The following is an 18297-nucleotide window of genomic DNA, read 5'->3' on the forward strand; positions in this document are numbered from 1 at the left end:
AAGCTTTCCTAATGTTGATTTATTTCCTATAGTAAAAATAGAACATAACAAATCTCTTGATTTTTAAACTTAAACATAACGGGGTCTTTTGATGAAATTCGCACAACAATTATTCGCAGTTTCTGCATTATTCAGCTCATTGACAGCGATTGCTGCACCTATGCCCAATTCGATTGTGGTAGAAGATAAAGCTGTAGTTCCAGTACTAAAAACAGAAGTGATTCGCCGTGTTGCAGGTCAAGAACCTGTACGCCAAGTGACTGCAACAGTGTTAGAAATGACCAATAAAGGTCAGGATATCGTGGCACGTGAAATTGAACTTTCAGACCATCAAAGTGATTTTTCTGAAAAGAAATTATCGATTCCAGTACTTCAACGTGGTGGCGTCATCGTCCCGACCTCTAAAATTGAAACCAAGACTACGGTGAAGCAGGACGGTCAGATTATTCGTCAAAACACCAATATTGATGCAGAAGGTGTAGAGTTTAAGAAAGGGCAAGACCCGATTAAACGCACGCTAAAACTAGATCAGGCAACAGATCCAGAAAGCAAAGCCAAACTCTCTCATGCTGTGCTGACTGAAAATGGTGAAACCACAAAAGATTTGATGATTTTGGATGAAAACCCTGAGTGATTCGTGAGCGATTAGGCATGGTTTTTACAAAATGCAGCATTTATGCTCCAAGCCGTAACAAGCTATATTTAATTGTTTCATACAATGGTTTTAGAATCATAGGTATTGAAGAAGACAAGGAACATCACAATGAAAAAAGTAATGAGCGTATGCGCAGTCGCGATGATGTCGACCCTAATGCTTGCTGGTTGTGAAAGCATGTCGCCAAATGAACAACGTATTGGTGCTGCAGCTTTAGGTGGTGCTATAGGTGGTGGTGTGGGTAATAATGTCGGTGGTGGTGTAGGTGCAGCCGTTGGTGGTGGTGCTGGTGCAGCTGTCGGTAGTAAAACTCAAAACGGTTCAAACCGAAATGCCACATATAGTGGTGTAGGTGGTGCGATTGGTTCTGCAGTCGGTAAAAGTATCTTTGGTGGTAACACCGGTGCTGCGATTGGTGGTGCAATCGGTGGTGGTGCAGGTGCTGCAATTGAGCAAAATCGCTAATCCAATCCGATAAATTTGAATGAAAAGGCGCTTAAAGATAAGCGCCTTTTTTATTTGCGTGGACGGGGTTGCTTGCGACGAATGTATAGGGTTTTTTGAACTTCAGCGATACGTAAGCCTGCTTCATCAAAAATATTTAAGCTATAGTTCCGTAGTACAGGTGCGTGGTTATCTGCTAAGTTTTTAATATGATTGATTTCATTTGGGTCGAGCTGGATGTCAGCGTATACCGTTCCACGCCCGGGGGATAAAAATTGGATATTTGCAGCTTTGTCCCACACGATATAACGTGAGCCAAGGTGATGCATCAAAATCAACATATAAAATGGGTCAACCATTGAATAAAGACTACCGCCAAAATGTACACCGACGATATTTTGATTTTTACGAGTTAATGGCATTTTGACGCGAATGTGATAATTGGCGAGATCAATTTTATCAATCGAAATGCCAGCACCTTTATAAGGGGCATAATGATTGAGTAAGAATTTAGAGACAATAGGCATTGTCATTATTTTCTGGATTATGCTCATACTGGGTCAATTTTTTTTTATGCTGAACTTTGCATACTAAATGAGTTTCCAAACTGTGGCATTGATCACATTGCCCATGTTCACAAATAAAACGTCAATTCGATGGAATCGATAAAAGGACAAGAAGAATGCAACCACTAAATACGCAATGGGTGAATACCACAGATCAACAACGGCTCTATGTGAAGACATGGGGTGATGAAACAAAGCCAGCATTGGTTTTGGTTCATGGTTATCCTGATAATCAGGAAGTATGGGAACCGGTTATTGAACATCTTGGTTCTAAATTTTATATTGTGAGCTATGACGTGCGAGGTGCAGGGCAGTCATCTGTGCCCCGTAAAGTACGAGATTATCGTTTGGAGCAATTATCACTTGATTTGGATAGTGTAACGCAAGCGGTATTAGGCGAACGTAGTTTTCATTTGGCCGCGCATGATTGGGGCTCTATCCAATCTTGGGAATCGGTGACTGAGCCAAAATTTCGCTCACGTATTTTGTCTTATTCAACTATTTCTGGGCCATGTTTGGATCATGCGGCATTTTTGCTCAGAAATAGCTTCAAGCATCAGCAGAAAAAATTACTCAAATTATTAAGTAAGTCATGGTACATCGGGGTATTCCAATTACCATTTTTGGCACCGACCGCGTGGCATTTTTTGAATGCTGAACGTTGGGGAAAAATTGTGAATGATTTAGAACGTACTCAAGAATTGCCTTTGAATCATAATATTCAGCATGATGGTAAACACGGTATTGCGCTTTACCGTGCTAATTTTATTCCCCGCTTAACTCAGCCTAGACAACGTCATGCGGTCTGTCCTGTACAAGCGATTGTGTTGAAACATGATAATTTTGTCAGTCCAGATTACATTAAAGAATTACCTAATTGGGTTGAAGATTTATCTGTAGTTGAAGTCAATGCCAATCATTGGGCCGTGCTGAGCCAACCCGAAAAAATTGCAAGTTACATCGCTCAATTTGCGCAATCACAGCAGCTTTAAGTAAATCGTTCAACAGTGGCAGTTTCATCGATAGGGGGCTAAATAGCGAGCAAATTCTGATAAAATACGGTTTTTTGTCAGACTCCCTTTTTTCTTATGTTTGCTATTCTTGCCGCAATTACAGTCATGTTTGGACTGTCGCTGGCACGCGTGCCTGTTGTATTTGCGCTGATCATTGGTGCAGTAACAGGTGGCTTGTTAGCTGGTCTTGGTATTCATGGCACCATCGAAGCGTTTAATAGTGGCTTAGGCAACGGTGCTCAAATCGCACTTGCTTATGGCGTGTTGGGGGCATTTGCTTTGGCACTTGCGCGTTCAGGTTTGCCAGATTTACTGGCTTATCAACTCATTACTAAACTCAAAGGTAACAGTAATGTGAAAGCCCAGAATCGCGTGAAATACGTAATTTTCGCTACTATCGCTTTAGCCGCCGTATGTTCACAAAACGTGATTCCAGTGCACATTGCGTTTATTCCAGTATTAATTCCACCATTACTCAGCGTATTTAATCATTTAAAACTTGACCGTCGTTTGATTGCTTGTGTTCTGACTTTTGGTCTTGTGGCGACTTATATGCTGGTACCTTTTGGTTTTGGTGCTATTTTCCTTAATGATATTTTAGGTCAAAACATCAATACCTTTGGTAAGCCATACGGTTTCAACATCAGCTATGATCAAATTCCAACTGCTATGGCAATTCCAGTATTTGGGATGTTTGTTGGCTTATTAATTGCTGTTTTTTATAGCTACCGTAAACCACGAGAGTATGCTGACGTTCAGGTTAAGGAATCACAGCACACCATCTCCTCTGATGTAAAAGCAGATGAAAATGGTAAACCACAAGTCGCTAAATTTACTTTGATTATGGCTGCGGTTGCAGTGGTTGCTACGCTTTCTGTTCAAGTCATATCTGAGTCGATGATTTTGGCCGGTCTCGTTGGTGTTGCGATCTTAAGCTGTGCAGGTATCTTTAAGTGGAAAGAAGCCGACGATGTCATTATCAGTGGTATGCGCATGATGGCACTGGTGGGTTTCATTATGATTTCTGCGCAAGGCTTTGCATCTGTGATTGAGGCTACGAATCAAGTACCAACACTGGTACAAGCTTCAGTTGAATGGATTGGAAACAGTCAAGGTTTAGCGGCATTTTGGATGTTATTAATTGGGTTATTAATTACCTTAGGTATTGGTTCTTCATTCTCAACAATCCCAATTTTGGCCATTATTTATGTACCACTTTGTATTCAATTTGGTTTTAGTCCAATGGCGACTATTGCGTTGATTGGTACAGCAGCGGCATTAGGTGATGCGGGTTCTCCGGCCTCGGACTCGACATTGGGTCCAACATCTGGCTTAAATATGGATGGTCAACATGATCATATGAAAGACAGTGTGGTACCAACTTTTATTCACTACAATATTCCATTAATGATCTTTGGTTGGATTGCCGCAATGGTACTCTAAAAAATTTTCAAAGATAAATAAAAAGGCGATTATATAATCGCCTTTTTTGTTATTTAATTCTGAGGATTTTGGTTGGATTAAAATAATTCATTTTATTAATTCTGATTAAAAAGGTTGGTATATTATGAATAATAAATTAATTATAACGGTGAAAATATAAAACCAAGCATTGCACTATGATTAAAATAAATATATTTAATTAATAATAACTTATATAATAATGTAATAAATTATTAAATAATGTTATTGCATAATTTTAATACTAATGTTTAATATTAATTATTCATTCTAGAAGGTTGTTTAAAAATGTTAAAACAAGCTGCTCTTATTGCATTATTGGGTATGTCTGCATCAGCTATGGCTGGTCAATGGCAAGTGAAAGTTGGTGGTTCTGTGGTAGCCCCTACTTCTGACACAAGTATTTTAAACGGCGCAGTAAATGTTGAAGCAGATCATGAATATGCATTTACACCATCAATTGAATATTTCTTTAATGACAACATTTCAGCTGAATTACTTTTGGCAACGCCAATAAGTCATGATGTAAATGTTACAGGTGCTGTAGATGCTGGTGTGAAGGTCAAACATTTGCCACCTACAATTACTGCAAAATATAACTTTAAAAATTCAACACGTTTCACACCGTATATTGGTGTAGGTGGTACAGCATTTGTTGCGTGGGATGAAAAAGCAAGTGGTGATTTAGCTGGTGCTAAAGTAAAAGTAAAAGAAGACTTTGGTTTTGCAGGTCAAGTCGGTTTTAACTACCAGCCAGCTGATGCAAAAAACTGGGGTGTTTTCTTTGATGCGCGTTATGCACAGATCAGCCCAGAAGTTGAAATTAAAGATGTTACAACTTTTGATTTAGATATCGATCCAATGGTGTATACAATTGGTTATAGCTACAAATTCTAAGCTGTAGCTAATTTTAAAACCCTGTCGAATGGCAGGGTTTTTTTATGCAGCATATTCCATCCATCAGTTGATCGAATTGAACAAATAGGCAATAGAAAATTTAGGTAGAACTGTTAGAGTCGAGATAAATCAGCAAGTTGGATGAAGAGAAAAGACGATGAAAAAAATTATTCAGGGTATGCTGGTCTTGGGCAGTGCTTATTTTATTTCGACAAGTTATGCCGCAAGTTTTGATTGTAAAAAGGCGAAAACCATTACCGAACATGCGGTTTGTGATAACCGTAGTATTAATGATGCCGATGTCAAAATGGCAACAACCTATACGATTATTCGTCATTTGGTTCCCATGGGGACACGTGGTGCAATTCAAGATCAACAAATAAAATGGCTACAACTACGCGATCAGTGCCGTGACAATGTCAGTTGTTTAAGTGATGTATATAAAATGCGGCAGCAAAAACTGGATCTCTACATGGACCGCGTTTATAAACAAGGACCTTTTTAAACCTTAAAATTTAGTGCGATAGAATAAAAATTTTCCATTCACACTATTGAAAAATAGTGAAGTCCCTCCATTCATATAGGCAATTGATAATTTTACTCAGTATGAACGGAGAGACTGATGAGCGAACAACAATCTCAAAAACACAGCTTCCAAGCGGAAGTGGCTCAGTTACTGCATTTAGTAACACATTCTTTATATTCAAATCCTGAAATTTTCCTTCGTGAGTTAGTATCAAACGCATCTGATGCCTGTGATAAATTGCGTTTTGAAGGGATTAACCATCCTGAATATTATGAAAATGATCCAGATTTACATGTGCGTATTCATTTAAATAAAGAGCAGAAGACAATTACCATTTCGGATAATGGTATTGGTATGACACAACAAGAAGCGATTGATCATTTGGGTACGATTGCTAAGTCTGGCACTAAAGATTTTATGTCGAAGCTTACGGGTGATCAAAAGTCAGATGCACAATTGATTGGTCAATTTGGTGTGGGCTTCTATTCAGGTTTTATTGTTGCTGAAAAAATTACGGTGGAATCACGCCGTGCTGGGGTTAGTACCGCTGAAGGTGTGCGCTGGGTCAGCAATGGTACAGGCGAGTTTGATGTAGAGCAAATTGAAAAGGCTTCACGTGGAACCGACATCATTTTGCATTTACGTGAAGATGCTTTGGATTATTTAGATCGTAACAAAGTTAAGCAGATTATTAATAAATACTCTGATCATATTAGTTTGCCAATTGAGATGCAGAAAGAAGTTTGGCAACAAGAGGAAGCTGCCGAAGGCGAAGACGCAAAACCTGGTCAATATGTACTGACGGATGAATGGGAAGCGATTAACTCAGCAAGTGCATTATGGACGCGTAATAAAAATGAGATCAGTGAAGAACAATATACTGAGTTTTATAAAAACCTGAGCCATGATTTTGAAGCCCCGCTTGCGTGGACACACAACCGTGTAGAGGGAAGTACGGAATATACACAGTTACTTTATATTCCATCTCGCGCACCAAGCAATATTTTCACACGTGAAGCTAAAGCAGGAATTAAGCTGTATGTGAAACGTGTATTTATCATGGATGATGCGGATAATTTGATTCCAAATTATTTACGTTTTGTTCAAGGTGTGGTGGATAGTGCAGACTTACCACTTAATGTAAGCCGTGAATTATTACAAGAAAGTCGCGACGTTAAAACGATTCGTGAAGGTAACGCCCGCCGTATTTTAACGGTGCTAGATGGTTTGGCGAAATCTGAAGATGTTGCTGATCAAGAGAAGTTTGCAAAATTCTACGCTGAGTTTGGTTCAGTCTTAAAAGAAGGCTTAGGCGAAGACATGGCGAATCGTGAGCGTATTCTAAAATTATTACGCTTTGCTTCGTCAAATAATGATGAAGTGAAAACATCATTTGCAGACTATAAAGCCAATATGAAAGAAGGCCAAAAGGCAATTTACTATGTGACTGCTGATAGTTTAAATGCTGCGAAAAACTCACCACAACTTGAATTGTTCAAGAAAAAAGGTATCGAAGTGCTGCTCATGACTGAACGAGTGGATGAGTGGGCGATGGAATTTGTTTTTGAGTTTGATGGAACACCATTACAGAATGTATCGAAAGGTGCAGTTGATTTGGGTGATCTACAAGATGCTGAAGAGAAGAAAGCACTTGAGGAAGCTGCTGAGCAGTTTAAACCTGTTGTTGAAAAACTGTCGGATGCGTTAAAAGATAAGACCTCTGAAGTGCGTGTAACAACACGTTTAGTGGACTCTCCTGCGTGTTTGGTGGTGGCTGAGGGTGAGTTATCACCGCAACTGGTCCGTATGCTAAAACAAGCAGGACAAGCGGTTCCCGAGTCAAAACCAGTCTTGGAAATCAATCCATCCCATCCGTTGGTACAAAAATTAGAAGGTTCAGCGCAATTTGATGATTTGGCGAATGTGATCTTCGATCAAGCGTTGATTGCTGAAGGCGGTTTACCCGAAGATCCTGCCCAATACATCAAACGGATTAACAGCTTATTGCTGAAGTAACGGTAGATATGAAATGAACCTCCTTCGGGAGGTTTTTTTATTTGGTTTTTCGATAGAGCACATGAATAAAAACGTCCATGTTTTAATCTTTAAAATAAATTAAAAATAAATAATTAATCTATAATAGCGATCGTTAAGTATTGGGAATCTTAAGATGAAAATTTTAGTGATCGCTGTAATGGGCTCGCTGCTCTCTATGGGCCTCATGCAATCTGCTCAGGCAGACAGCGCTAAGCAAAAAAATGGTGCGTAATGACCGTGTGCAGGTTTCAAAGCAGATCGCACAATACGATATTAATCCTTTTGTAGATAGTCGCCGTGTGATGCGAAATGATCGTGTTCAGTATAGTTTTCCTAAAGTGAAAAAAGTCGCTGAAAAACAGCCAAGTATTGTACGTAATGATCGTGTACGTGTGATTAAGAAAAATTGAAGCTGAGTTATTTAAAAAAAGCCCATCCTGTTGAGATGGGCTTTTTATTCGCTGTGAAATAGCGGGTTCTAGAACAAGGCTTCAAGGCGCACTAAAGCGCCCACAAAGTGGCTTTTATCGTCACGATGGTTGTTGAGGTAGTTGAGATCACCTTGGATATAAAACCATTCGCGCAGAAAGGGCTGTCGCCATGATACATAGGGTCCCCAACTGTTTAAACGCAGTTGATCGTTATTGTAAAAACCACCTGTATATAGGCCGTAGTTGAATCGGTTACCTTTAAAAAATTGGTGTTGGCGGTAACTGAAGTTATCCCATTTCAGATCATCATCCTGTGCATCTGCATAGGTTAGGTTGAATTGGTTTGAGATAAAGGGTTGGCCTGGACGGGCATGGGTTAATTCTAAATTGGTTCTTAGATAATTTTCACTATCGATACCATAACGATAAATTTGTTCGGCTAAAAAGCTAAAGTCGTTGTCGAGTTGCCATTTTTTAGCTGCTTTTAAGCGGATATATAGGTCATCACCAGAACGTAAACCTAGATCAACGTCAGTTTCGAAGGGCAGTCGATCTGAAATTTCTGACCAACGTAACGCGAGCGAACTGTTATCTTCACGGGTTTGCTTATTGTCATAATTTTTATCACTACGCCCCGCAGGGTTTTCATTGGTAATTGCAGCATTATTTTCTAATTCATTATCAAGTGAGTCATCACCAAAGACCACACTCAATTTTTTTTCTAAAGTAGGAAGCTTAATTTTACCGCGAATACGTGGCTTAATTTCGTATTCATCGTGCTTATTCCAACTGTTGTCTAAAATCACCCTAAGGGTAGCATTGGCTGGTTTATCAGGCTCACTTTGCCCAAACCAGTTATCCATGCGAACGGCCGTTCGATCTGCCCAATTCCGGACTTTCTTCTGTTGTCGATCGGTCCAGCTATTATTTTCCGTTTGTTCTGTTGTCGGAACAATGGGGTGATCTGATTGTTCAGGTAAGAAGGTCGGTGTTGCATCAATCCAACGTGGAATTTGATCTAAAAAATCATAGGTTTTTGGCGTGATATACGGTGAACTTTGCTCGGTTGCAGGCACATCCTGCGAATATTCACCCTCAGTTTCATTGGCCCAAGCAACTTGATACATCAAGCTCATTGATGCGGAAAAAAGCAAAGTCCGAATAAAGTACTGTTGTTTTTTATGCATATGTTTTGGCTCTATTTAATTATCATCTGAGTATCCTGCATCTGTAGTTTTGTTATTTTTGTCGGATAAATGCAAGCCAAACTACAAAATAAATGCAATTAATCTTCGGTCATTTGCTTAAGTGCTTGATAAAGCGAAATCACATCAATGGGTTGAGGCAATTTTTGGATCACATTTTGGATGCTTTGCCAATTTAAACCTTGCTGTCGATGGAGGATCAAATAGGGAAGGGCTTGTTCAGTACGCGATAGAGTCAGGCGTTTTTGACCGTGGATTAAACGTATTTTTTGACGTTCTTGTAATAATAACAGCGGGGTATGTAGCGTCGGTTCAGGTTCATCAAAATGAATTAATTTTTGCGTATGAATTAATTGTGCCGGAATAAATGGATAATAGTCGTTTTGCGACCAAATCATTTCAGCATGCTGAGACTGTTGATAGAGCTGATCAGGTGCAGCACAGAGTTGCTCTAGATTGTCCCATGATATGACTTTAATCGCAGCAAGTTCATGTTGATGTTGTTGGCAAAACAGCTGAGAGAGTCGAATGGCTTCCATCTGCGTTTGCGCACCAAACAACAAGAGATATTTGATGAAGCGGCCCTCGGTATTGATTTGCTCTGCTAAATACAGCGGCTGGTTTTTCCAATCTGTACCATCTGTCGTATGCAATAGAACATCAAGCTGTGTTGTGAGTTCAGGCTGATCCATAAACTGCAATTCATACAAGGCCAATTGCGCATCGATGTTTTGCAGCGTTTGAACGCGAGCGGTATATTGAGCGATTTGAACCTGTTCAGGAAGTTCAACGCCTGCCATTGTCGAGTTGAGATGTTCCTCCGATGGGGCATGTGTTGGCTGCTCAATTAGAACAAGAGGAACGGTATCAGGTGCAGAAAGCTCTGGTTTATTTGTATTTGAGTTATCAAGCAACGTATCTGCTTCATTGATTTGCTTATCGCAATGATCTAGATCGACAGATCCGTCTTTATTTATCGCTTCAATTGGCAGTAGGACATCCACACTTGTTGCAACAGTGCTTGGTACTGTGCTGACTTCGTCCTTTAGGCGTACGGCATGTAGACGTAGATCGATATCACTGATTAAACATTTATATAGCTGTTGTTGCTCAATTAACCAATCATAGCATTCACTGAAATTGCCCCATTCACTGAGTAACGCCGTGCGCTGTTTGGCTGGAATCATCCAAACTTGCCAACCTAACTCATGGTCATGCAGCAAGGCCCAACCCATCTCTGGATATTGATATAAAGCACTTTCGAGTGCAGCGTCATGGTTAAAATAGCCACGAAATAACCATGAATATGGCGTTTGTTTGGCAAATTCAGTGGCAGCCATCTGTGGTTCAGTTAATGCGCGATAACTTAATATTTGCTTTTGAAAAATCGGTTCGTCACATAAGGCAAAAATTTCATGAATCCGACGTTTGGAAAGCGCAGTTTCATAAAAACTCAAAGCACGGTGTTCAAGTTGATGGGTGAGTACATGGATTTCTTTTATTAATTGTACTTTCTCTTGTAGATTCATTTGTCCGCTTCCTAAAGGACTTTTTGTGCTTTTTCTAAATATTTAGCCAATACAATATTGGTTGCAAGTTCTACTAATTTATATTCAGCCGAGTTTGGGTTTCGATATGTATTGGCCAATTCAATCAGGCGTTCAATATCGATGACCTGCGGTGAAATTTTTCCTTGTATCAGTGCCTGAAGTTCTTGCATAGGACAATGTAAATTTAAAAATAAAGAAGTCGATTAGTTCATTTGATTATAGAGATTTCATTAAAAAAAACATGGAAATAAATGTCAGCTTCTACAAATTAAGTGTTGAATATGACAATTAATGCGCATTTTGTTTAAAAATAATACCAAATCATTAGCTTAAAGATAGGTTTTGCAAAAGATATAGCGGTATGGTTTGATCATTTTTTTTGAAGTCATCATCAGCGATCGAGCGCTTTTAGATGTTCATTTTTAATGTTAAGTAAAGAATAAAGCCCAAAGTAAAGGCACATAAAATAAAAAACCGATGGTGGGAGCCATCGGTTTTTTTATGGAAAAATCAGCTAAAAATTAAGCTTTTTTTTCTGTGTTTGTTATAACTTCAGTTGTATCAGCAGCTGGAGCTTGGCTCTCTGCATTGGCAGTTTCAGCAGTCACAGCTTTTTTTACTGGAAAATCTGGTACATAAACGATTTGTGCAGAAACAGTTGCAGAAAGCGCCATCACAGCAACAGCCATAGCATATTTGATTGCGTTCATTTGTGTATTCCTATCAATCATTAGTGACTCAAAATTGAGTCAGGGAGAAAATTAATCACTTGAATTTATGTGAAAATAATATCAAAAAATAATCAATTAAAAATGATCGATTCGGCAACGCAAGATAAACGGTATGAATTTTTATTTATATAAAACAGTCTATTAGAGTTATTGCTCTAGAGCTTTTAGGGGCTGAGTGACAGCGGCGTATCACTCAGATATAGATGAAAAATCTATGAATGTTTGGCACATTTCTTTTCATAGACTTTGCCTGCGATACCCCCAATAATGGCACCGCTAATCGTACCAAAAACAGGCAAAATACTGCCTGCAACAGCTCCGATCGCAGCACCTTTGACGGTCGGAGAAAAACGTGAGAGAAAGCTATTCTTCCTTGTTTGGGACTCGTTGGTGGTTGTTTGAGGGGTTGTATTGGTAGATAGTTCGGTTTCAGCAGAAGTTGCTTGAGGTTCAATAGTCATGACATTACTCCCGAGCATGATCGTTAGAAGAATGAAGCTTTTAGCCTAATCGGTAGTGGCCTTGGCTTAAACAGAAAGCATGTAATAAATGATGGTCAGTTTGTAATCCCTCGAAGTGGAATTCACTCCTGTGTAAGACATGTAATATTTTGCTGTTTTGATGTTTAAAAAATAACCAAAATAAGTGACTTAATCATATGATGAAGATTCAAAATCATAACAATGAGGATAAATACAATGTCTGTTGCTAAAGTCGTTGAAGTAAATGCAAGTAGCACAAAAAGTTTTGAAGATGCGATCCAAACGGGAATTAATAAAGTCACTGAAACCGTAAAGAACGTTCAGGGTGCATGGATTAATGAACAAAAAGTTGTGGTGAAAGACAATAAAATTGCGGAATATCGAGTGAACTTAAAAATCAGCTTCTTGGTTGAATAAGTTTAGTTTTATTGAAGTTAAAAACTGATCAAAAAAAATCCCCGAAGTTCGGGGATTTTTGTTTGAACACGCTGAATTATTTTTCAGGCGTTTCACAGCTTTCATCATTACACACAGGTGTAGGAGCAAGCTCAGGAAGTTCCGCAGCTTTGTCCATCACTTTTTTAAATACATCTTTCGGTTGAGCGCCTGCTAAAGCAATGCGTTGCTCAAATACAAAGAACGGTACACCCGTAACTTTAAGTTGATCGCGTGCTACTTCTTCGTCGTATTTGACGAAATCAGCAAATTCATCTGAGTCTAATAAGTCATCGACTTCAACAGGGTTTAGACCAATACGAGATGCAACATCTTCTAAGGTTTCACGTTCACCAATGGCCAAGCCTTGCGTCATATAGCTATAGAAGAACGCTTCTTTGGCTTCACTGCCGAGACCTTTGCTTTGTGCAAGATGAATCAAGCGGTGCGCGTTGAAAGTATTGCCTGAATTGGCTTTTTGCCAGTTAAATTCAATACCTTCAGCTTTCGCCATTTCGGCAATATTGCGCTGCATTTCTTCAACTTCTTCAATAGTGCGGCCATATTTTTGAGCTAGACGTTCAGTATTAGAAATTTCTAGACGAGCGGGCGCATCTGCATCAAGTTGATAGCTATGCCAAAACACTTCAAGCTCTACACCCGATTCTTCGGCAGCAGCTTCAAGGCGTTTTTTCGCAATATAACAAAATGGGCAAACCACGTCTGACCAGATATCTACACGCATGGGAAATCTCTTTTCTATGTTCTGGGAAAATGATGGGGGCAAATCCTAAAATTTAAAGCCAAGCAATGCAATCCATTTTTGTCTCGATGGCGCAATGTCGGTTTTTTTTTGATTTTGTTACAAGGATTGAATGAAGATTTGTCGAACGATTAATCCGTGATTAAACGTTTACCCAAACATATTACTTCAACCTCTTCATAGCCCAATTGTTCATAAAAATTTTGTACATCAATGTTGTCTTGGCGAATCAGTAATTGAAGTTTTGGACAGCCTAGAGCAATTAAGCGTTTTTCTAATTGCTGAATGAGGGCAGTAGCGACGCCATTACGCTGAAAATGTGGATGTACGGCAAGATAATTGACCCAGCCTCGGTGTCCATCATAGCCACCCATCACAGTTGCAATCAGTTGATCATCTTTGACCGCCAACAAGAATAATTGATCACGTTGAGCCAATTTTCGAAATATATCAATTTCAGGGTTATTCCATGGGCGGGTCAGATCACACAGTTCCCAAAGTGCAATCACATCGTCTAAATCAGTTTCGAGATAGGGGCGGATAATAAACATAATTTTTGTTTTAGCATGTATTTTGACCAATTTAGATTAGTCGAGTTTTGCAGACTTGATAAGTCATATTGAAAAATAAAAGCCATAAAAAAACGCTCCGAAGAGCGTTTTTTTAGTTCACTGTCAATTAAGCAGTTTTCACTTCAGGCTGAGCAGCTAACATATGGCCGTTCTCTTCGAAGTTGATGTGCCAAGACAATGCTTCACGTAGAAGGTGAGGTGTTTGACCACCTTTCGCACAAGCACGGTCGAAGTAATCATTTAATGCTGCACGGTAGCTTGGGTGTGCACAGTTGTCGATTACAGCACGAGCACGTTCACGTGGAGCAAGACCACGTAAGTCAGCAAGACCTTGTTCAGTAACCAAGATGTCAACGTCGTGTTCTGCATGGTCAACGTGAGAAGCAAATGGAACAACAGAAGAAATGTCGCCACCTTTTGCAATTGATTTAGTCACGAAGATCGCCAAGTGCGCATTACGTGCGAAGTCACCTGAACCACCAATACCGTTCATCATTTTTGTACCGCAAACGTGAGTCGAGTTCACGTTACCGTAGATATCAAACTCAAGTGCTGTGTTGATACCGATAATACCTAAACGACGTACAAGTTCTGGGTGGTTAGAAATTTCTTGTGGACGTAATACAAGTTTGTCTTTGTATTGTTCAAGGTTATTAAATACTTTTTCGCCATATTTCGCAGAAAGCGTAATAGAGGAACCTGAAGCAAATTTCATTTTGCCTGCGTCGATCAATTCAAATGTACAGTCTTGAAGTACTTCAGAGTACATGATCAAGTCTTCAAAGTTTGAATCTTTAAGACCAGTCAATACTGCGTTTGCAATTGAACCAATACCTGCTTGTAATGGACCTAGGTTTTTCGGTAAACGACCTTCAGCGACTTCTTTTTCAAAGAAAGCGATAAGGTGGTTTGCAATACCTTGAGTTTCATCATCAGGGGCAGTAACTGTAGATGGAGAGTCATGCAATTCGTTGTTAAATACGATACCTACGATTTTTGAAGGATCGATGTTGATTGCATGTGTACCAATACGTTCGTCAACATGAGTCAATGGAATAGCTTGACGTGTTGGACGATATGTTGGGATATAAATATCGTGTAAGCCTTCAAATGCTGGGCTTAAGTTGGTGTTGATTTCAACAATTACTTTTTCAGCAAAAATTGCGAAGCTTGCAGAGTTACCTACAGAAGTTGTAGGGATGATGCCACCATCTTCAGTGATCGCAACAGCTTCAATGATTGCTACATCAGGCTTTTTAAGCTGAAGGTTACGCATTTGTTCAACTGTTTCAGACAAATGCTGATCGATGAACATTACTTCGCCTTTGTTGATCGCTTTACGTAATGTATTGTCTACTTGGAACGGTAAACGACGAGCAAGAACACCTGCTTCAGTCAATTTTTTGTCCAAATCGTTACCCAAGCTCGCGCCAGTAATTAGGGTGATTTTAAGAGGATTAGCATGAGCCTGTTGAACCAACGCTAAAGGTACAGCTTTCGCTTCACCTGCGCGTGTGAAACCACTCATACCTACCGTCATACCATCCTGAATGAATTCAGCAGCTTTTTCTGCGCTGATAACTTTGTCGTGAAGGGCAGCTAAACGGATGCGATCTAAAGACATCATATACTCTCGTGAAATTCTCAAAACTGATACGGATTGTACCGATCAAAAAAGCCATTTTGCATCCCTGTTAGGCTAAGGTCTAATTTTTTGAAAAAATGTGGGTATAAGATTTTATTATGATTTCTAAGTTGATGAATAATAGAGTTAAAAATACCAATGATTAAGGATTGAACAAAACTGTTCGTTGCTTTTTTGAACGCTTGTTAAAAGCGTTCAGTTAAACTTTGCTTAATTTTTTCCAATGGGCTGTTGTTTAATATTTCATCATTTTCGAGTTTTTGCAGTGGTAAAGAAATGATCGCTTCGAGTCCACCTTCTGCTCGATTGTGAATTGAAAGTTGACCTTCGTGAATATCCACAATACGTTTTACAATGGCTAAACCGAGTCCACTGCCTTGAATGGTACGTGCATCATTACCACGTACAAAAGGTTGCATCAGGTCTTCAATTTGGTCTTCAGGAATCCCTTCGCCATTATCGGCAACGCGAATTTGAATATGGTCACCTTCATATTCGGTAGACAGTTCAATCGGCTCGGCACCATAGCGTTTTGAGTTATTGATTAAGTTGCCTATTAGTCGTTTTAAGGACAGGCTACGTGCTTGAATAATCGGTAAGTCTTGAGGTTCAAAGCGAATATCTAAAGGTTTAAATTGAATCACTAATTCCTGCAATAGCGCATTTAAATCAGTATCTTGCGGAACTTCATCAGAGCCATCTCGCATATACGAAATGAACTGATTCAGAATCGCATCCATATCTTCAACATCGTAAATCAGGCCTTCTTTTAGGAAGTCATCATCAGGCATCATTTCTGCGCTGAGTCGAATACGGGTCAGCGGAGTACGCAAATCGTGGGAAATACCGGCCAACATGATGCGACGATCACGTTCAGTTTGTTCCAGCGTGTAGACCATGTGGTTAAAGGCTTGGTTTACTTCACGGATTTCTTGTGGCCCATGGTTGGTTTCTAAATAAGGAGCAGTGCCTTGTTTACTATAGTTGTTTGCCGCATCTTGTAAACGTTTTAGTGGACGGTTGAGCTGACGAACCAAGGTTAAGATAATGATGCCAGCAATCAGCGGAATACCCAATAACCAACCTAAAATCAGCTCTGCGCTATAGTTGGCATAGGTTTTTAAAGGCTCGCGAACCCAGTTGCCATTCATTTCTGGAGTTTGAATCCAAATGCGTGGGTCAGGTTTAAATTGGAAATACACGGTCGCATTATCAATGCGCATTTCTTTGGCCAGTTTCTTTTCAATTTGATTGGTAAAGAACTCTGCAATCACTTTGTCTTTCACGTTGGGGAATTCTTTCGGATCGGTCACATATTCGATCCCGACACGGTTGCGCATCCAGTCGTCGACATCCACTTCGGCATTGTTATGAAAAATCCGTAAATCAGGATTGTTAATGATTTCAAGTTCGACCGCGAGGTAACGAGCATGTTGTTGAATTTCGGGTAAATAGAGTGTGCGCCAAAAGAACCATAAGGACATAAACAGGCTAAAAAACACCACAAATAAGACCAATACGGTGGTCCGCATGGCTGCAGAGCGGGGTTTGATTTTATCGAGGAAGCGTTCCCAAGGTGTCCGTTTTTTTTCGGAGTAGGTAACGTAGTCGGTAAATTCCTGTGGGGCGATGGGTTCGAGTTTCACGCAGAATCCTTTAAGCAAATTTTTTGAAAGGCAGTTTTTATTCTTTGCGATGGAATCTTACTGCTGGAACGTTCTTCGGGAGGAGTTCGTTATGTTACTTTTTAAAAAAGTAACCAAAATTTTTGCCATTCGCTGAACTCGCGCACATTACTTTTATTCAATCAATTTCAAGTGGCTCAGACAGCAGCGAATGGTATTTCCGGACATGAGGTACGGTGACTCGATTCTCAGGTCTTATTTTATGGCTTATTCAGCACCATCTGGAACAAAGACATAACCTACGCCCCAAACGGTTTGAATATAGCGCGCACGTGCTGGGTTTTCTTCAACCAAACGACGCAGGCGAGAAACCTGAACGTCAATTGAACGCTCCATAGCACCCCATTCACGACCACGAGCAAGATTCATTAACTTGTCGCGTGTCAGTGGTTCACGAGGATGTTGAACTAATGCTTTGAGTACGGCAAATTCACCCGTTGTTAATGTGACGACTTGACCTTCACGGGTTAATGTACGAGTAGACAGGTCGAGTGACCACGGACCAAAAGACACCACTTCCATTTGTTGGCTTGGTGCGCCCGGAACTTCACGCACTTGACGACGTAATACGGCACGAATACGTGCCAAAAGCTCATTCGGGTTGAATGGTTTTGGTAAATAGTCATCTGCACCGGCTTCAAGTCCTGCAATACGGTCTGAATCGCTACCACGAGCGGTCAGCATAATGATCGGGGTATCGATGCTAGATTGGCGCAGACGGCGGCAAATACTCAAGCCATCTTCAACAGGCAACATAAAGTCGAGCACAATCAGGGAAAAGAGTTCCCGCTGCAACAGACGATCCATCTGAGTCGCATCATGTGCGGTTTTGACCACAAAACCTTTATCTTCTAGGAAGCGTTGTAAGAGGGTGCGTAGACGCACATCATCATCGACAACCAGAATGCGTTCGACTCGGTCGGTTTCGGCTTGTACGGCATCTGTTTTTTCAGCAGGTACAACTAAACTCATGACGTGCTCCTTATTCTTTATTGTCATCGTAAACAAAAAGTCGATTTCACTTGAGTATACGATTCATTTATATAAATTTACTATGCTCTAAAGCAACAAATATTGCAGTTAAAATCAAGACATAGATACCAAATGTATACATGTTGTTCGAATCAGTTTGCTTGCCTAAGTCTCGCTAATTTGCTGTTTCATAGTCAGTTTCGTAAAAAAATGTGTATTTGAGATGA

General features: G+C 40.0%; 20 protein-coding genes. 9 read left to right on the plus strand and 11 right to left on the minus strand.

Annotated features, from left to right (window positions below; translation table 11 throughout):
- Positions 1 to 91 precede the first annotated feature (91 nt).
- Together AC25JC_RS06885 and AC25JC_RS06890 are read left to right on the plus strand one after the other, a co-directional pair.
- A complete protein-coding gene (locus tag AC25JC_RS06885) occupies positions 92 to 634 on the plus strand; it encodes a hypothetical protein (RefSeq protein ID WP_111885842.1) in 543 nt (180 codons plus the stop codon).
- A 129-nt stretch (positions 635 to 763) separates the two neighbouring features.
- Positions 764 to 1120 (plus strand): DNA transfer protein p32, encoded by a 357-nt coding sequence (locus tag AC25JC_RS06890; RefSeq protein ID WP_078192840.1) that lies wholly within the window; start codon positions 764 to 766, stop codon positions 1118 to 1120.
- A 50-nt stretch (positions 1121 to 1170) separates the two neighbouring features.
- On the opposite strand, the gene AC25JC_RS06895 is transcribed toward AC25JC_RS06890, so the two are convergent.
- On the minus strand, positions 1171 to 1653 hold the full coding sequence (locus AC25JC_RS06895) for a DUF4442 domain-containing protein (protein WP_078189823.1): 483 nt from the start codon (positions 1651 to 1653) through the stop codon (positions 1171 to 1173).
- 128 nt (positions 1654 to 1781) lie between these two features.
- Here AC25JC_RS06895 and AC25JC_RS06900 point away from each other — a divergent pair, with 128 nt between their 5' ends.
- The 6 genes from AC25JC_RS06900 (at position 1782) to AC25JC_RS06925 (ending at position 8009) form a co-directional block, all read left to right on the plus strand.
- Entirely contained in the window at positions 1782 to 2657 is an 876-nt protein-coding gene (locus AC25JC_RS06900) for an alpha/beta fold hydrolase (protein ID WP_180041291.1), read from the plus strand.
- Positions 2658 to 2753: 96 nt separating this feature from the next.
- The gene (locus AC25JC_RS06905) at positions 2754 to 4121 is read left to right on the plus strand and encodes a Na+/H+ antiporter family protein (protein ID WP_486923751.1); all 1368 of its coding nucleotides are present in this window, start codon (positions 2754 to 2756) and stop codon (positions 4119 to 4121) included.
- Between the two features lie 306 nt (positions 4122 to 4427).
- Positions 4428 to 5036, plus strand: coding sequence for an OmpW/AlkL family protein (locus AC25JC_RS06910; protein WP_180035020.1), 609 nt, complete (start codon positions 4428 to 4430; stop codon positions 5034 to 5036).
- A 157-nt stretch (positions 5037 to 5193) separates the two neighbouring features.
- On the plus strand, positions 5194 to 5541 hold the full coding sequence (locus tag AC25JC_RS06915; RefSeq protein WP_078189819.1) for a lysozyme inhibitor LprI family protein: 348 nt from the start codon (positions 5194 to 5196) through the stop codon (positions 5539 to 5541).
- Positions 5542 to 5658: 117 nt separating this feature from the next.
- A complete protein-coding gene (gene htpG, locus AC25JC_RS06920) occupies positions 5659 to 7578 on the plus strand; it encodes a molecular chaperone HtpG (RefSeq protein ID WP_486923752.1) in 1920 nt (639 codons plus the stop codon).
- Positions 7579 to 7820: 242 nt separating this feature from the next.
- Positions 7821 to 8009 carry a hypothetical protein gene (locus tag AC25JC_RS06925; protein ID WP_486923753.1) on the plus strand — a complete coding sequence of 63 codons (189 nt, stop codon included), beginning with the start codon at positions 7821 to 7823 and terminating at the stop codon, positions 8007 to 8009.
- Between the two features lie 68 nt (positions 8010 to 8077).
- Here AC25JC_RS06925 and AC25JC_RS06930 read toward each other — a convergent pair whose 3' ends face one another.
- The 5 genes from AC25JC_RS06930 to AC25JC_RS06950 all read right to left on the minus strand — a co-directional run bounded on the left by AC25JC_RS06930 (position 8078) and on the right by AC25JC_RS06950 (position 11977).
- A complete protein-coding gene (locus AC25JC_RS06930; protein ID WP_486923754.1) occupies positions 8078 to 9217 on the minus strand; it encodes a hypothetical protein in 1140 nt (379 codons plus the stop codon).
- Positions 9218 to 9315: 98 nt separating this feature from the next.
- Positions 9316 to 10764, minus strand: coding sequence for a hypothetical protein (locus AC25JC_RS06935; RefSeq protein WP_486923755.1), 1449 nt, complete (start codon positions 10762 to 10764; stop codon positions 9316 to 9318).
- An 11-nt stretch (positions 10765 to 10775) separates the two neighbouring features.
- Complete coding sequence (locus AC25JC_RS06940; protein WP_078189814.1) at positions 10776 to 10955, minus strand: hypothetical protein; 180 nt, start codon at positions 10953 to 10955, stop codon at positions 10776 to 10778.
- A 351-nt stretch (positions 10956 to 11306) separates the two neighbouring features.
- Positions 11307 to 11495, minus strand: coding sequence for a hypothetical protein (locus tag AC25JC_RS06945; protein WP_111885834.1), 189 nt, complete (start codon positions 11493 to 11495; stop codon positions 11307 to 11309).
- Between the two features lie 233 nt (positions 11496 to 11728).
- Positions 11729 to 11977: a glycine zipper domain-containing protein gene (locus AC25JC_RS06950; RefSeq protein ID WP_218950286.1), complete on the minus strand. Its 249-nt coding sequence runs from the start codon at positions 11975 to 11977 to the stop codon at positions 11729 to 11731.
- Positions 11978 to 12214: 237 nt separating this feature from the next.
- Here AC25JC_RS06950 and AC25JC_RS06955 point away from each other — a divergent pair, with 237 nt between their 5' ends.
- Positions 12215 to 12415, plus strand: a complete 201-nt coding sequence (locus AC25JC_RS06955) for a dodecin family protein (RefSeq protein ID WP_067761311.1) — start codon at positions 12215 to 12217, stop codon at positions 12413 to 12415.
- Between the two features lie 76 nt (positions 12416 to 12491).
- Here AC25JC_RS06955 and AC25JC_RS06960 read toward each other — a convergent pair whose 3' ends face one another.
- From AC25JC_RS06960 to ompR, 5 genes are all read right to left on the minus strand, one after another.
- Entirely contained in the window at positions 12492 to 13178 is a 687-nt protein-coding gene (locus AC25JC_RS06960; RefSeq protein WP_180078042.1) for a DsbA family oxidoreductase, read from the minus strand.
- 149 nt (positions 13179 to 13327) lie between these two features.
- Positions 13328 to 13747 (minus strand): GNAT family acetyltransferase, encoded by a 420-nt coding sequence (locus AC25JC_RS06965; protein WP_180084369.1) that lies wholly within the window; start codon positions 13745 to 13747, stop codon positions 13328 to 13330.
- A gap of 127 nt (positions 13748 to 13874) precedes the next feature.
- On the minus strand, positions 13875 to 15392 hold the full coding sequence (scpC, locus tag AC25JC_RS06970; RefSeq protein WP_078192882.1) for a succinyl-CoA:acetate CoA-transferase ScpC: 1518 nt from the start codon (positions 15390 to 15392) through the stop codon (positions 13875 to 13877).
- Between the two features lie 206 nt (positions 15393 to 15598).
- Entirely contained in the window at positions 15599 to 17059 is a 1461-nt protein-coding gene (locus tag AC25JC_RS06975; RefSeq protein WP_486923756.1) for an ATP-binding protein, read from the minus strand.
- 246 nt (positions 17060 to 17305) lie between these two features.
- Positions 17306 to 18070: an osmolarity response regulator transcription factor OmpR gene (ompR, locus tag AC25JC_RS06980; RefSeq protein WP_078189809.1), complete on the minus strand. Its 765-nt coding sequence runs from the start codon at positions 18068 to 18070 to the stop codon at positions 17306 to 17308.
- Positions 18071 to 18297: the final 227 nt, after the last annotated feature.

The sequence above is a fragment of the Acinetobacter sp. P37 genome, assembly GCF_057480965.1.